The organism is Streptomyces sp. VNUA24 (assembly GCF_029167005.1).
Classification (GTDB): Bacteria; Actinomycetota; Actinomycetes; order Streptomycetales; family Streptomycetaceae; genus Streptomyces; species Streptomyces scabiei.
The window spans coordinates 5031184-5045078 of record NZ_CP119143.1; the positions used below are offsets into that span (position 1 = coordinate 5031184).

The window sequence follows — 13895 nt, forward strand, 5'->3', positions numbered from 1 at the left end:
TGGGGAAGACTCGGCGGGGCCGGCGTCTCAGGAGAGCTGCAGCAGCCCCCGCAGCAGGTCCCGGCTCTCGGCCGGGGAGGGGCAGTCGTCCTGGAGCCGGCTGATCGCCCGCTCGTACTGGGTGATGTCCTCGCGCTTGTCGAGGTAGAGGGCGCTGGTGAGCTGTTCGAGATAGACGACGTCGGTGAGGTCGGACTCGGGGAAGCTCAGCACGGTGAAGGCGCCGCTCTCGCCGGCGTGGCCGCCGAAGCGGAAGGGCATGACCTGGATCCGTACGTTCGGGCGCTCCGAGATCTCGATCAGGTGCTGGAGCTGACCGCGCATCACCTCGCTGCCACCGTACGGCCGGCGCAGCGCGGCCTCGTCGAGGACGCAGTGGAACTCGGGGGCCCGCTCGGACACCAGGTACTTCTGGCGCTCCATGCGCAGGGCGACCCGCTTGTCGATCTCGGCCTCGCTCGCGCCCTTCATGCCCCGGGAGACGACCGCGTGGGCGTACGCCTCCGTCTGCAACAGGCCGTGCACGAACTGGACTTCGTAGCTGCGGATGAGGTGGGCGGCCGCTTCGAGGCCGACGTAGGTGGGGAACCAGCTGGGCAGGACGTCCGAGTAGCTGTGCCACCAGCCGGCGACGTTGGCTTCCTTCGCCAAGGAGAGCAGCGAGGTGCGCTCGGTCTCGTCGGTGACGCCGTAGAGGGTCAACAGGTCCTCCACGTCACGGGTCTTGAAGCTGACCCGGCCGAGTTCCATCCGGCTGATCTTCGACTCGGAGGAGCGGATCGAGTACCCGGCCTTCTCCCGCGTGATCCCCTGCGACTCGCGCAGCCGCCTGAGGTGCGAGCCCAGCAGCATCCGCCTCACCACCGACCCGCTCGATTCACCGGCGCCCACGTTCGTCCAGCCTCCCCAACTTCTTCAAGGGCCGCAGTCTGCCACTAAACCACTCCGATCCGCACTCGCCCGGTTACAGAAATGGAAAGTCTTCAACATCTGAGACGGGCGGGACGCGGGAGGAGTACGAGCAGGGTGCCAGAAGAAATGTTGAGCAAGCGGTATGGGCATGTCCATTTCGGGCGCGTGCACGTGCATCTGCCCTTGCATCTGCTGTACGCATCAGAAACCATGGTCCCGCGCCACCGCTGCATCGCAACGACCGCAGACACCCGGGAGTGCCTCGCATGGGGACGAATGGATCGACCATGCTCGAACCCTTACGGCAGGGACTTCCGCCACTTGATCCCGCGACCGTGTCCGACGCCGCGTCCTGCGCGCTTCCACCGCGCTACGAAGCGGTGCGCGAGGCACGGCAGTTCACCCGCGGCACGCTCGGTCGGTGGAAGCTGGACGACCGCTTCGACGACGTCTGTCTCGTGGTCTCGGAACTCGTCACCAACGCCCTGCGGCACGGGCTGCCCTCCGGCAACGGGTCGCGCCCGGACCAGGACCCGCCCGTCCGGCTGCATCTGATGCGCTGGACGGAGCGGCTGGTGTGCGCGGTGCGCGACCCCAGCCACGACAGCCCCGTGGCGGGCGACTCCGAGGACTTCTCGGCGGAGTCGGGACGCGGACTGTTCCTGGTCGACTCCTTCGCGGACAGCTGGGGCTGGCATCCGCTCGGCGGCTCGCTCAACGGCAAGGTGGTGTGGGCCCTGTTCCAGGTGCCGTCGGCACCGGGCCCGCACTCCGCCCACTGAGAACCGCGGCGCTCTTCGGCGCCGCGGTTCTACGCGTGTCACTCCGGCCGCTGCCGCCATTCCCCCGCCGCAGGGCGGGGGTTATCCGACCAGGTGGTCGAACTCGCCGTCCTTGACGCCCAGAAGCATCGCCTCGATCTCGGCGCGCGTGTAGACGAGCGCCGGGCCGTCGGGGAAGCGGGAGTTGCGCACCGCCACCTCGCCGCCGGGCAGCCGGGCGAACTCCACGCAGTTGCCCTGCGAGTTGCTGTGCCGGCTCTTCTGCCAGGCCACCGCGTGGAGCTGGGTCAGCTCCGTCGCGGCCATGCCGTTGTACACGTCATCCACGCCGTACACGTCGTGGTCCACAGGTCGCTCCCCGGGGTGGTGCAGTGGTGCGCTTGATGCGCATTGGCACTGGTGTGGCCAGTGATGCCCGTGCTGCCAGTGATGCAGCGGTCAACTGCCCCGGATCATAGCTTCGTTCACGTGCCCCTGCATGAGCGGATGCATCTGCCTATGCACGAGCAGATGCACGTGCACGAGGGGTGATCCCGTAGTCACTGTGCCGAGGCACTGGAGAGACGTACATCGGGGCGGTCCTGTTCCATCGACGGCTGGGGAGATCCGGTGTCGTCCTGGTTCGTGTCCCCCTGTCCCTCCCTACGGCGGGCGGGTCCCGGCGGTTCAGGGCACGGGCGCGGCGGGCGCAGGATGGCGGGAAAAGACTGCCCCCGGGGAGGTCGTGGAGCCTCCCCGGGGGCCGGGTGGGGGTGGTGGTACGAGAGTGACGGGTTCGTCGGCGACCGCCGTCAGCGGGAGGCGTACGGCAGGAGGGCCATCTCGCGGGCGTTCTTGATGGCGCGGGCGAGCTGCCGTTGCTGCTGGGCGCTGACGCGGGTGACCCGGCGGCTGCGGATCTTGCCCCGGTCGGAGATGAAGCGCCGCAGCAGGTCGGTGTCCTTGTAGTCGATGTAGGTGATCTTCGCCTGGTCCAGCGGGTTGGGGCGGGACTTGGCGGGCTTGCGCTCCGGCTTGCGGGGCATGGCGGTCAGACCTCCAGGAAGGTGTCGAAGGGGCGCGGCAGCCGTTCCCAGGCGGCGCGCCCGGCGGCGTACTCGGCGTCGGTGAGCAGGCAGGACTCCAGGAGTTGTTCGAGTCCGTCGCGGTCCAGGCCCGGGGAGGTGAAGACGAGGTGCTGGCAGCGGTCGCCGTGCTCGGGATGCCAGTCGAGGGCGGCGGCGGCCCGGCGGACCGGGGGCACCATGTCCCAGGCGGCGTCCGGGAGCGAGGCGAGCCAGGGGCCCACCGACTCCACGCACAGCGCGCCGCCGGCCGCGTCCCAGTGCAGCAGGGTGTCGGGGCGCTCGGCCAGCCAGAACCTGCCGCGGCTGCGGGCGGCCGCGCAGCAGAGGTCCTCCAGGGCCGCGTACAGCCGCTCGGGGTGGAAGGGGCGGTGGCGGCGCCAGACGAGGGTGGTGACGCCGTGTTCGTCGGCGTCCGTGGGGAGGAGGGCGCAGGCGGGGTGCTGGGCGGCGGCGGCCGCGTCCACGTCGAAGCCGGCGAACGCCGCGGCGAGCAGGGCGGACGGGCGCCGCAGGGGGTGCCGTACGTCTCCGGGTGCCGGTGCGTCGTGGCCGGTCGCGCCCCGCGGCGGAGCCGCAGGTCGATGCTGCCCCGCGCCCCTTTCGGGGCCTGCGGCCACCTCAGGAGCACGGCCGCGGTCGCCGATGGGCACCCGTAGTGCCGTCGGGTGGAGTTGGGCCAGGAGGGCCCTGTCCTCGTCGTCCGCCTCCTCCGAGTCGAGTACGGCGAGGATCGGGGCGTATTCGAGCTGGCGGGCGAAGGTGTCGGCGACGGTGCGTTCGTCGGTCGGGGCGGCGGCCAGGCCGGTCTCGGCGAGGTCGTCGCCGTTGCCGAGACAGGGCAGCAGGAGGGCGGGGTCGACCGCCGTGATCACCGAGGTGAGCGGGAGGCCGCTCGCCGCGACGACCTCGGCCATGGCCTTGGGTTCCACCGAGTCCCAGAGTTCGACCACGGCGAGGCGGGTGAGGCCCGCCCCGGCGAGGCGCTCCAGTTCGGGGACCAGGTCCTCGCGCAGGGCGCAGCAGGCGCAGTCGTTGACGAGCGGGGTCTCGCCGGTGGAGACGAGGCCCGCGGCGTCCCGGATCGTCCGCAGGACCGTGCCGTCGGCGGCGGTGGAGAGGTCGTGGTGCAGCGCGACGCTGCCCGGGACCCCGGCGAGCAGCGCCTCGACGGCGGCCCGCCGGGCGTCGGCGTGCAGGCCGCCGACGATCGCGACAGACAGCTGGGTCACGTCGGTCAGCCCCGCTTCTTTCCGGTGCCGTACCGCTTCTCGAACTTCTCCACGCGGCCGGCCGTGTCCAGCACGCGCGCGGTGCCCGTGTAGAAGGGGTGGCTGACGTTCGAGATCTCGACGTCGACCACGGGGTAGGTGTTGCCGTCCTCCCACTCGATCGTCTTCCCGCTCGTCATGGTCGAGCGGGTGAGGAAGGTGTGGTTCGCGGCGCGGTCCCGGAAGACGACGGGTCCGTACGGGGGGTGGATGTCCTTCTTCATGGTCGGTCAGCGCTCCTCTCGGAAGTCGACGTGGCGGCCGGCCCTCGGGTCGAACTTGCGCAGCGTCAGCCGGTCCGGGTCGTTCCGGCGGTTCTTGCGGGTGACGTAGGTGTATCCGGTGCCGGCCGTGGACCGGAGTTTGACGACCGGGCGGAGTTCGTTGCGTGCCATGCTGGTATCTTACTGAAAATGAATTCCATTTGCACTGCCTGATCGAGAGAGGTGCGTCACCTTGTCCGCCCACTGCATGCTGACCGGAGCCCAACCCGGCTTCGGCAACCGCATCTCCCACTCCCACCGGCGTACGTCCCGCCGTTTCGACCCGAACATCCAGTCCAAGCGGTACTGGCTGCCGAGCGAGAACCGCCATGTGCGGCTCCGGCTGAGCGCCAAGGGGATCAAGACCGTGGACGTCATCGGCGTCGAGGCCGCGGTCGCGCGGATCCGCGCGCGGGGGGTGCGGGTCTGATGGCGAAGAAGAGCAAGATCGCGAAGAACGAGAAGCGGCGGGAGATCGTCGCGCGGTACGCCGTGCGGCGGGCCGAGCTGAAGGAGATCCTCCGGCGGCCGGCCACGACGGACGCCGAACGCGACGCCGCCCGCCGGGAACTGGCCGCCCAGCCCCGCGACGCGAGCGCGACCCGCGTCCGCAACCGGGACCAGGTCGACGGCCGTCCCCGTGGCTACTTCCGCACGTTCGGCCTCTCCCGCGTGAGCCTGCGGGAGCAGGCGCACGCGGGGTTCTTGCCGGGGGTGCGGAAGTCGTCCTGGTAGGGACGGTGATCCGGGGGTCGAGGCGGGGGCTCGGGGCGCCGGGGGCTGCTGGTAGCTTGCCGAGGGGGTGCGGCGGATGTGGGCCGGCCACGGCTTTGGGAGATCTCCAGTGACTACGGCTACTACGGCAAGGCCCGTGACCAGGGCGTCCTCCGCTCGTCGGCGCGGGCGCGTCGCGGCCGCGGCGGCCGGGCTCACGGTCGCGCTCGTGCTGACCGGGTGCAGCGGTGACGGCGGCGGCTCCGACGCCAAGGAGTCGTCGGCCGCCCCGGAGCCGAGCGACGGCAAGGACGGCGGCGGTTCCGGGGACTCCCCCGGCGTCGCGACCGCGCTGCAGGGCAACTGGCTGGCCACGACCGACGGCAAGGCGGTCGCCCTGTTCGTCAACGGCGACGAGGCCGCCGTCTTCGTGGGCACCTCGGTGTGCAGCGGCAAGGTCTCCGACGCGGAGAACATGCAGATGTTCAGCCTCACGTGCCAGGACGGCAGCGACGCCCGCACCGAGGGCATGGTGGACAAGGTCGGCGCCAAGTCGCTCACGATCACCTGGGAGGGCAAGGCCGGCCAGGAGACGTTCCGGAAGGCCGCGGGATCCCTGCCCTCGGGGCTGCCGACGGACCTGCCCACCGGCCTCCCCGGCGATCTGCCCACGGCGAGCGCCGGGTCGTAGGGCGGGCCGCGGACCGGAGGGTGGACCGGGCAGTGGACCGGGCCGTGGACCGGCGCCGTGCGCCAAGGTCGTCGATCGGGCCCGCCGTGGGGCCGGGATCGTAGATCATGTGAGGAACGGGCCGTGGCGCCTCCGGGTTTCGGGGCCCGTTCTCCTCTCACGTCGTCACCGGCTGTGCTGCGACAGCCACGAACACCCCCGGGAACTCCATGCGCACCGCTCCGACCGCCATCGCCGCCGCCCTCCTCGCGGCCCTCACGCTGACCGCCTGTGGCGGGAGCGACGGAGGCGACGGAGGTGACGGAGGACAGGACGGCAAGACCGGTGCCTCCACCCCCGACAGCGCGACGAAGGGCGGCGCCTGCACGGCCGCGCGGGCCGGTTTCGAGATCGGCCCCAGCAGCGCCGCGCCGACCGCCGGTGACGAGGGCGGCGTGCCGGTCACCGTCACCAACAAGGGCGACGCCGCCTGCACGCTGAAGGGCCTCGCCGGGGTCGACCTCTTCGCCGGGGACAAGTCCTGGGCGCTCAAGCCGCAGAAGGGCGCGTCGCAGGACACCGAGGTGACGCTGGAGGGAGGTCAGTCGATGACCTTCACCATCGCGTACGTGCGCGGGGTCGCCGGTGACGCCGAGAAGAGCGCCGCGGTGGACATGGTGAAGCTGACCCTGCCCGGGGACACCAAGGTCAGCAGCTTCAAGTGGCCGGACCCCGAGGTCGCGGTCGCGTCGGAGAGCACGCTGGAGGCGACGGTGGGGCCCTTCCTGCCGGTGGGCGACTGACCCGGCGCGTCCGTCGCCGCGTCAGGACGGCAGCCGGGGCCGCGCCCTGACCTGGGCGCGGTCGGCGGCTTCCGCCCCCTGCTGCCAGCCGGCGAGATCACTGACGCCCCGGACGCGCGTGGTGACCGTGTCCGGGAACATCCGGCCGACCTGCTCGCGGACGGCGACATCGCGCGCGGCAAGGACGGGCAGCAGGTCCTGTTCCGCCGCGCCCGCGCCGTGCGCGCCCACGCCCCCGGCCTCCGCCTCGGCGACCTGGGCCTCGGCGACCTCCGCCAGCCGGTCCCCTATGCGATGGGCGTAGGCGGCCAGGAACGACTGCCGGAAGGTCTTGGTCCGCTTCCGGCCGGACCGGCGCTGGGCCGCCTCCGCCCTGGTCATCGCGGTGGTGGCCTGGACGAGGAGCGAGGTGTGGAGCAGTTCGACCACCTCCAGATCCGCCTCGAATCCCACGACCGTGGAGAAGCCGAGGGCCTCGTTCCAGACGGCCTCGCAGCGGTTGGCGCGCGCCACGGCGTCGAGGAGCACGGCCTTGGCCGTCTCGTACGGGGGTTCGACCCCGATCCGGCACGCGCCGGGGGTGTCCTCGCGGTGCGCGCGGGCGGCCAGCAGCGCCTCGTCGATGCTGTGCCGCGCCATCAGCTCCTGCGCCTTCGCGCTGAGCGCCTCCGCCTCCTCCGGGAACCCCGTCGCCTCCGCCTTGGCGAGGAGCGCGCGGATACGGCCGAGCATGCGCGACTCGGGGTGGGGGGAGTTCTGGGCGCCGCCGGACGCCCGCGGGCCGTCCAGGGATTCCAGCGTGGGCAGCCGCAGGAGGAGGCGGTACAGCTCCAGGGCCGTGGTGGCGTACGAGAAACGGTCCGCGCGGGCCCGCCGGGCGGCCAGTTCCCTGATCTCGTCGAGCTGGGCGGCCCAGCGGGGGCCGGGTGAGCGCCGTTGCGCGTGCCCCCGGTCCTCCTCGTGTTCCTCGACGACCAGCCGTGCGAGCAGCGTGACGTGCTCGTCCTCCAGCTCGCGCCGCACGAACCGTACGACGTCGGCGGGCTGCCAGCCGCGCCGCCAGGCCCCGGCCACGAACTCCCGTCCGCGCCGGGCCAGTTCCGCGTCGGCCGCGGGGTCGGCGGCGAGCAGGGAGGCGCCGGTGTCGAGGGCGGTGTCGGTGTCGGCGTAGAGGGCCGTCTCGAAGGCGCGGTCCACCGTGCTGGTCGTACTCACGTGTTCGATCGTGTCACGAGGTGTCCGGGGGTAGGGCCGGCCCTACCCCCGGGACGCCCTCCAGTGGTCGTGTGCGGGCGGGGCGCGGACGGTTGGCTTGCAGCATGACCACGACAGATACGGCACGAGCGGTGAAGACGGCGGCGGGGGCGGCCCGGGGGGCGGGGGCGGCGGAGGTCGCCGCCGTACGCGTACGGGGCCTGCGGCGGTCGTACGGGGAGGTGGCCGCCCTCGACGGGGTGGACCTCGATTTCGGGGCCGGGACCTTCACGGCGGTCATGGGGCCGTCGGGGTCGGGGAAGTCGACGCTTCTGCAGTGCGCGGCGGGGCTGGACCGGCCCTCCGGCGGGACGGTACGGGTCGACGGGGTCGAGCTGGCCGGGCTGGGTGAGCGGCGGCTGACGCTGCTGCGCCGGGAGCGGATCGGGTTCGTGTTCCAGGCGTTCAACCTGCTTCCCTCGCTCACGGCCGCGCAGAACGTCGCCCTGCCGCTGCGGCTCGCCGGGCGGCGGCCCGCGCGGGGCGCGGTGCGCGAGGCGCTGACCCGGGTGGGGCTGGCCGAGCGGGCCGGACACCGGCCGGCCCAGTTGTCCGGCGGGCAGCAGCAGCGGGTCGCCCTGGCCCGGGCCCTGATCACCCGCCCGGCGGTCCTCTTCGGCGACGAGCCCACGGGGGCGCTCGACACCACGACCAGCCGTGAAGTGCTCTGTCTGCTCAGGGAGTTGGTGGACCGGGAGGGGCAGACGACGGTCATGGTGACGCACGATCCGGTGGCCGCGTCGTACGCGGACCGGGTGGTGTTCCTGGTGGACGGGCGGGTGAGCGGGGAGCTGGCCCGGCCCACCGTGGAGGCGGTGGCGGCGCGGATGGCGGGGCTGGAACGGCGGGCCGGGGGCGCCCCGGCCGGGACCGCGACCGGGACCGCGGTCGGGGGTGTGACGTGCTGACGCTGTCGTCGTTGCGTACGCGGTGGGCCGCGCTGCTCGGATCGTTCGTCGCCGTGGCGCTGGGGGTCGGGGTGATGACCGCCATGGGGCTCGGGCTCGCGGCGGCGCTGGATCCGCCCGCGCGTGCGCCGGAGCGTTTCGCTTCCTCGCCGGTCGTGGTGGCGGGCCGGGACCGGCTGACGGTCGAGGTGCGACGCGGGCCGGGGACGGCCCGGGTGACCCAGCGGCTCGCGTATCCACACCCTGTGGACGAACGACTGCTGGCGCGGCTGCGCGCGCTGGGGCCGGTGACGACGGACGCGGCCGGGCGGGGACCGGCCGGGCCCGACGCTGTCGGCGTGGACGCGCCCGTCGCCGCGGTGAAGGCGCTGGTCGGGGACCGGGCGCGGGTGCTGACGGGGGACGCGCGACGGCAGGTGGACCCCTCCCACGAGCGGGACGCGGAGGCGCTGGTCGCCGTGAACTCGCTGCTCGGCACGGCGGGCGGGGTCACCACCTTCGTGTCGGTGTTCGTGACGGCGTCGACGTTCGCCTTCGTGGTCGCGCTGCGCAGACGGGAGTTCGGGCTGCTGCGGATGGCGGGCGCGACGCCGGGGCAGGTGCGGCGGATGCTGCTCGGCGAGGCCGCGGCGGTCGGCGTGCTGGCGTCCGGCGCCGGGTGTGCGCTGGGGGCGTGGGGGGCGCCCGTGCTGGTACGGGAGCTGGTGGACGGCGGGGTGGCGCCGAGCTGGTTCGCGGTGCCGGACGCGGTGGTGTGGCCGTACCACGTGGCGTTCTGGACCGGGGTGTCGGTGGCGCTCGCGGGGGCCTGGGCGGCCGCGCGGAGGGCCGGGCGGATCGGGCCGGTGGAGGCCTTGCGCGAGGCGTCCGTGGACACCGGGGTGCTGCCGCTGTCGCGCCGGGTGATCGGTGTCGCCCTGCTCGCGGGCGGGCTGGGGCTGCTGGCCTGGAAGCTGGGCACCGACCCGGCCGACCTGCTGAAACGCAAGACGTACACCACCCAGCCGATGCTCCTGGTGACCGCGGCCGCCGCGCTCGCACCGCTGCTCGTCCGGCCCGTCGTACGGCTGGTGGGGGCGGCGCTGCCCGGGGCGACCGGGCTGCTGATCCGGGAGAACGCGGCCACCTCGGTGCGCCGTACCGCCGCCGTCGCCGCGCCGGTGCTGGTGACCGTGGCGCTGGCCGGGTCGCTGCTCGGGTCCACGGCCACGGTGACGGAGGCGAAGGGGGCGGAGGCCCGGGCGCGGACCCGGGCGGACTTCGTGGTGACGGGTGAGGGTCTGCCGGCGGGGGCCGGGAAGGTGCCCGGGGCGACCGCGGCCGGGTCGGCCGCCACCGCCGTGTACACGGTGGAGGAGGGAAGCGCGCTGGTGCGCTCCGAGGCGCGCGCGGTGACGGACGTGCCGGCCTTCGCGGCGGTGTCGCGGCTGCCGGTGGTCGCCGGGGACGTGCGCGATCTCGACGACCGGTCGATCGTCGTGAACGAGGAGTGGGAGCGGCACGAGGTCGGGGACCGCGTGCGGGTGTGGCTCGGGGACGGGCGTCCCGTACGGCTGCGGATCGTGGCGGTGCTGGCGCGGGGGACCGGGGACAACGGGGCGTACGTGACGGCCGCGAACGCCGGCGGGGCGCTCGTGGACCGGGTCGAGGCGCGGGTGGACGGCGGGGCGGACCGGGCGGCCGTCGCGGCGGCGCTGGAGCGGACGACGGCAGGGACCGGTGCGACGGTACGGCCGGCCGGGGAGTGGCTCGCGGCGAACCGTCCCGGCGCGAAGGCGCACACCCGGCTCGGGTTCCTCGTGGTGCTGGGGATCGCGCTCGTGTACGCGGCGATCTCGCTGGCCGGGACGCTGATGATGGCGACGTCGGCGCGGGGCGCGGAACTGCGGTCGCTCCGGCTGGCCGGGGCCACGGGGGCGCAGGTGCGGGTGGTCGTGGTCGGCGAGGCGCTGGTCGCGGTGCTGGTGGGGGTGGTGCTGGGCGCGGTGGTCACCGCGGTGAACCTGGCGGGGGCGGCGGGCGCGCTGGCCCTGCTGTCGGCGCCGGTGGGGGTGGCGGTGCCGTGGGGGGTCGTGGGGGCGTGTGTAGGGGCGTGCGGGGTGGTGGCGGGGGTTGCGGCGGTTGGTGGAGCGGCGGGGAAGTGAACGTCTCCTTGGGGTGCGGGGGCGGCTGGGGCGCCATCGGGGAGGGGGGCGCGTGTGGCGGGTGCGGGTGGGTGGGGGCTGGGCGCGCAGTTCCCCGCGCCCCTTCAGGGCGGCTGCGGCCGGGCCATGGCCACGTGTCGCCGGTGCGCCGTGCGGGCGTCCGGACGGCGGGCGGCGGCTCCGGTGCCCACGCCCACCGGGGAGGGGGCGCGTGTGGCGAGGGCGGGTGCGGGTGGGTGGGGGCCGGGCGCGCAGTTCCCCGCGCCCCTTCAAGGCGGCTGCGGCCGGGGCATGGCGACAGCGTCACCGGTGCGTCGCGGCCATCAGGAAGCGGCGGCGGCTGGGGTGACCACGCCCACCGGGGAGTGCGGCGGGCGAACGAGGGCGAGTTGCGGGTGGGTGGGGGCTGGGCGCGCCGTTCCCCGCGCCCCTTCAGGGCGGCTGCGGCCGGGCCATGGCCACGGGATGATGCCTGTCAACTCAAGGTTGACAGGCAAGGGGTGTCAACCTAGGGTTGACACATGACGACGAATCCGCGAGTCACCGCTTCCATCCGTCTCGACGAGCTCATCGACGCCATCAAGAAGGTCCACCCGGAACCCCTCGACCAGCTTCAGGACGCGGTGATCGCCGCGGACCATCTCGGGGAGGTGGCCGATCACCTGATCGGGCACTTCGTGGACCAGGCCCGGCGCTCGGGCGCCTCCTGGACCGAGATCGGCAAGAGCATGGGGGTGACCCGGCAGGCCGCGCAGAAGCGGTTCGTGCCGAAGGCCGAGAACGATCTCGACGCCAGCCAGGGGTTCAGCCGCTTCACCCCGCGCGCCCGGAACGTGGTCACGGCCGCGCACAACGAGGGCAAGGCCGCCGGCGCCGTCGAGGGGCTGCCCGCCCATCTCGTCCTCGGCCTGCTCGCCGAGCCGGAGGCCCTCGCCGCCAAGGCGCTCACCGCCCAGGGCGTCTCCCCCGAGGCCCTGCGGCAGGCGGCCACCGCCACCCTGCCGCCGGCCGCCCCCGAGGTGCCCGAACTCATCCCCTACGGCCCCGAGGCCAAGAAGGTCCTCGAACTCACCTTCCGCGAGGCCCTGCGCCTCGGCCACAACTACATCGGCACGGAACACATCCTGCTCGCCCTGCTGGAGTTCGAGAACGGACGGGGCGTACTGAGCGGCCTCGGGGTGACCAAGGAGGCCACGGAGGCGGACGTGACCGCGGCACTGCGGTCGATCGTGCAGGGACAGGGACAGCAGGGACAGGGACAGGGACAGGACGAGGGCCGGGGCGCGGAGTAGGGACCGCCCGGCCGCGCCTCGCCCGCGGCTCGGCCGCGTTGTCAGACCCCCCTGTCACACTCGCACCCATGGCCGACAGGTGGGCGCTCGCTCCGGCCGAGGACGGTGGCGCGGAGGTCGCCCCCCTCGGGCCCGACGGGCTGCTCGCGGGGCCGGTGACGCGGGAGCCCGACCTCGCGGGGGCCGTGCGGCGGCGGGCGGACGTCGGGCGGTGGGTGTGGGGGTCCACCTCCGCGATCTATCCGCGGCTGCTGGCCGAGGGCGTCCGCGTGGAGCGGTGTTACGACGTCGAGGACGCCGAGACCCTGCTGCTGGGACACGAGGGGCGGCTCGGAGAACCCCGCTCCGCGGCCGCCGCGCTCGCCCGCCTCCGGCACACCCCCGTCCCCCCGGACCCGCCCCTGCGCTCGGCCGACACCGGCGCCCAGCCGTCCCTCTTCGAGCCCCGGCCGGTCCATGTCCCGCTCGCCGACCTCGTCGAGGTGTACGCCGACCAGCAGCGCCGGCACGACGCCACCGCCCATCCGGACCGGATGCGGCTGCTGACCGCCGCCGAGTCGGCCGGGATGCTCGTGGCGGCCGAGATGAACCGGGCGGGGCTGCCGTGGCGGCCCGACGTGCACCGGGAGGTGCTGCGCGAACTGCTCGGCGAGCGGTACGCGGGCGGGGGCGAACCGCGGCGGCTCGCCGAACTGGCCGAGGAGGTGTCGAACGCCTTCGGGCGGCGCGTGCGCCCCGATCTGCCCGCCGACGTCGTCAAGGCGTTCGCGCGGGCGGGGGTGCGGGTGAAGTCCACCCGCCGCTGGGAGATCGAGAGCGTCGACCATCCGGCGGTGAAGCCGCTCCTGGAGTACAAGAAGCTCTACCGGATCTGGGTCGCCCACGGCTGGTCCTGGCTGCAGGACTGGGTCCGGGACGGGCGGTTCCGCCCCGAGTTCCTCGCGCACGGCACGGTCACCGGGCGCTGGGTCACCAACGGCGGGGGCGCCCTGCAGATCCCGAAGGTGATCCGCCGCGCCTGTGTCGCCGACCCCGGCTGGCGGCTCGTCGTCGCCGACGCCGACCAGATGGAACCCCGGGTGCTGGCCGCCATCTCCCGCGACCCCGGGCTCATGGAGGTCGCCGGACGCCCCGGCGACCTCTACCAGGCCGTCTCCGACCGCGCCTTCTCCGGCGACCGCGAGCAGGCCAAACTCGCCGTGCTGGGCGCCGTCTACGGGCAGACGTCCGGGGACGGCCTCAAGAACCTCGCCGCGCTCCGCCGCCGGTTCCCCCGCGCGGTGCGGTACGTCGACGACGCGGCCCGCGCGGGCGAGGAGGGCCGCCTCGTACGGACCTGGCTCGGGCGTACGTGCCCGCCGGCGGCCGGTGACCCCGACGCGGCGGGCGAGGAAGCGGGCATCCCCCAGGCCGACGACGGTCCCGGGGGCCCGGAGCAGGGCCGGGGGCACGGGCAGGAGACCGAGTGGGTGCCCGGGTACGCCTCCACCGACTCCCGCGCCCGGGGTCGCTTCGCCCGCAACTTCGTCGTCCAGGGCAGCGCCGCCGACTGGACCCTGCTCCTGCTCGCCGCCCTCCGCCGCACCCTCGACGGGATGGCGGCCGAGCTGGTCTTCTTCCAGCACGACGAGGTGATCGTGCACTGCCCGGCCGCGGAGGCGGACGCGGTCGTGGCGGCGATCCGGGAGGCGTCGGAGCTGTCGGGGCGGCTGGCGTTCGGGCAGACCCCGGTGCGGTTCCCCTTCACCACGGCGGTCGTGGAGTGCTACGCGGACGCGAGGTGAGCGCGTACGGCGGTGCCGCTCACCGCGCACCCGA

16 protein-coding genes are annotated in these 13895 nt (G+C 73.9%); 9 read left to right on the top strand and 7 right to left on the bottom strand.

The genetic code is table 11. The annotated features are described in order from the left end of the window. Positions 1–27 precede the first annotated feature (27 nt). A complete protein-coding gene (locus PYR72_RS21360; protein ID WP_275460477.1) occupies positions 28–852 on the bottom strand; it encodes a helix-turn-helix transcriptional regulator in 825 nt (274 codons plus the stop codon). Between the two features lie 326 nt (positions 853–1178). On the opposite strand from PYR72_RS21360, the gene PYR72_RS21365 reads away from it, so the two are divergent. Beyond that, positions 1179–1694 (top strand): ATP-binding protein, encoded by a 516-nt coding sequence (locus tag PYR72_RS21365; RefSeq protein ID WP_275456793.1) that lies wholly within the window; start codon positions 1179–1181, stop codon positions 1692–1694. Between the two features lie 81 nt (positions 1695–1775). Here PYR72_RS21365 and PYR72_RS21370 read toward each other — a convergent pair whose 3' ends face one another. The 5 genes from PYR72_RS21370 to rpmG form a co-directional block, all read right to left on the bottom strand. Continuing rightward, on the bottom strand, positions 1776–2042 hold the full coding sequence (locus PYR72_RS21370) for a DUF397 domain-containing protein (RefSeq protein ID WP_013001698.1): 267 nt from the start codon (positions 2040–2042) through the stop codon (positions 1776–1778). 443 nt (positions 2043–2485) lie between these two features. Beyond that, the gene (gene rpsR / locus PYR72_RS21375) at positions 2486–2719 is read right to left on the bottom strand and encodes a 30S ribosomal protein S18 (RefSeq protein WP_275456794.1); all 234 of its coding nucleotides are present in this window, start codon (positions 2717–2719) and stop codon (positions 2486–2488) included. Between the two features lie 5 nt (positions 2720–2724). Then, complete coding sequence (locus PYR72_RS21380) at positions 2725–3990, bottom strand: GTP-binding protein (RefSeq protein ID WP_275456795.1); 1266 nt, start codon at positions 3988–3990, stop codon at positions 2725–2727. Positions 3991–3995: 5 nt separating this feature from the next. Then, a complete protein-coding gene (locus PYR72_RS21385; RefSeq protein ID WP_013001701.1) occupies positions 3996–4253 on the bottom strand; it encodes a type B 50S ribosomal protein L31 in 258 nt (85 codons plus the stop codon). 6 nt (positions 4254–4259) lie between these two features. Further along, the gene (gene rpmG, locus PYR72_RS21390; RefSeq protein ID WP_005475851.1) at positions 4260–4424 is read right to left on the bottom strand and encodes a 50S ribosomal protein L33; all 165 of its coding nucleotides are present in this window, start codon (positions 4422–4424) and stop codon (positions 4260–4262) included. Positions 4425–4485: 61 nt separating this feature from the next. Between rpmG and rpmB the strand changes: the two genes are divergently transcribed. The 4 genes from rpmB (at position 4486) to PYR72_RS21410 (ending at position 6479) form a co-directional block, all read left to right on the top strand. Then, positions 4486–4722 carry a 50S ribosomal protein L28 gene (rpmB, locus tag PYR72_RS21395; RefSeq protein ID WP_045562600.1) on the top strand — a complete coding sequence of 79 codons (237 nt, stop codon included), beginning with the start codon at positions 4486–4488 and terminating at the stop codon, positions 4720–4722. Continuing rightward, complete coding sequence (rpsN, locus tag PYR72_RS21400) at positions 4722–5027, top strand: 30S ribosomal protein S14 (protein WP_275456796.1); 306 nt, start codon at positions 4722–4724, stop codon at positions 5025–5027. Before rpmB ends, rpsN begins: the two co-directional genes overlap by 1 nt. A gap of 136 nt (positions 5028–5163) precedes the next feature. After that, positions 5164–5697, top strand: a complete 534-nt coding sequence (locus PYR72_RS21405; protein ID WP_275456797.1) for a hypothetical protein — start codon at positions 5164–5166, stop codon at positions 5695–5697. A gap of 209 nt (positions 5698–5906) precedes the next feature. Continuing rightward, the gene (locus PYR72_RS21410) at positions 5907–6479 is read left to right on the top strand and encodes a DUF4232 domain-containing protein (protein ID WP_275456798.1); all 573 of its coding nucleotides are present in this window, start codon (positions 5907–5909) and stop codon (positions 6477–6479) included. 21 nt (positions 6480–6500) lie between these two features. Here the strand turns inward: PYR72_RS21410 and PYR72_RS21415 are convergent, their stop codons facing one another. Continuing rightward, the gene (locus PYR72_RS21415; RefSeq protein ID WP_275456799.1) at positions 6501–7694 is read right to left on the bottom strand and encodes a DUF2786 domain-containing protein; all 1194 of its coding nucleotides are present in this window, start codon (positions 7692–7694) and stop codon (positions 6501–6503) included. 104 nt (positions 7695–7798) lie between these two features. Between PYR72_RS21415 and PYR72_RS21420 the strand changes: the two genes are divergently transcribed. From PYR72_RS21420 to PYR72_RS21435, 4 genes are all read left to right on the top strand, one after another. Then, positions 7799–8641: an ABC transporter ATP-binding protein gene (locus PYR72_RS21420; protein ID WP_275456800.1), complete on the top strand. Its 843-nt coding sequence runs from the start codon at positions 7799–7801 to the stop codon at positions 8639–8641. Further along, positions 8635–10785: an ABC transporter permease gene (locus tag PYR72_RS21425; RefSeq protein ID WP_275456801.1), complete on the top strand. Its 2151-nt coding sequence runs from the start codon at positions 8635–8637 to the stop codon at positions 10783–10785. The genes PYR72_RS21420 and PYR72_RS21425 overlap by 7 nt, the downstream gene beginning before the upstream one ends. Positions 10786–11306: 521 nt before the next feature. After that, entirely contained in the window at positions 11307–12077 is a 771-nt protein-coding gene (locus PYR72_RS21430) for a Clp protease N-terminal domain-containing protein (protein ID WP_275456802.1), read from the top strand. A 68-nt stretch (positions 12078–12145) separates the two neighbouring features. After that, complete coding sequence (locus PYR72_RS21435) at positions 12146–13861, top strand: bifunctional 3'-5' exonuclease/DNA polymerase (RefSeq protein WP_275456803.1); 1716 nt, start codon at positions 12146–12148, stop codon at positions 13859–13861. The last annotated feature ends 34 nt before the right edge of the window (positions 13862–13895 follow it).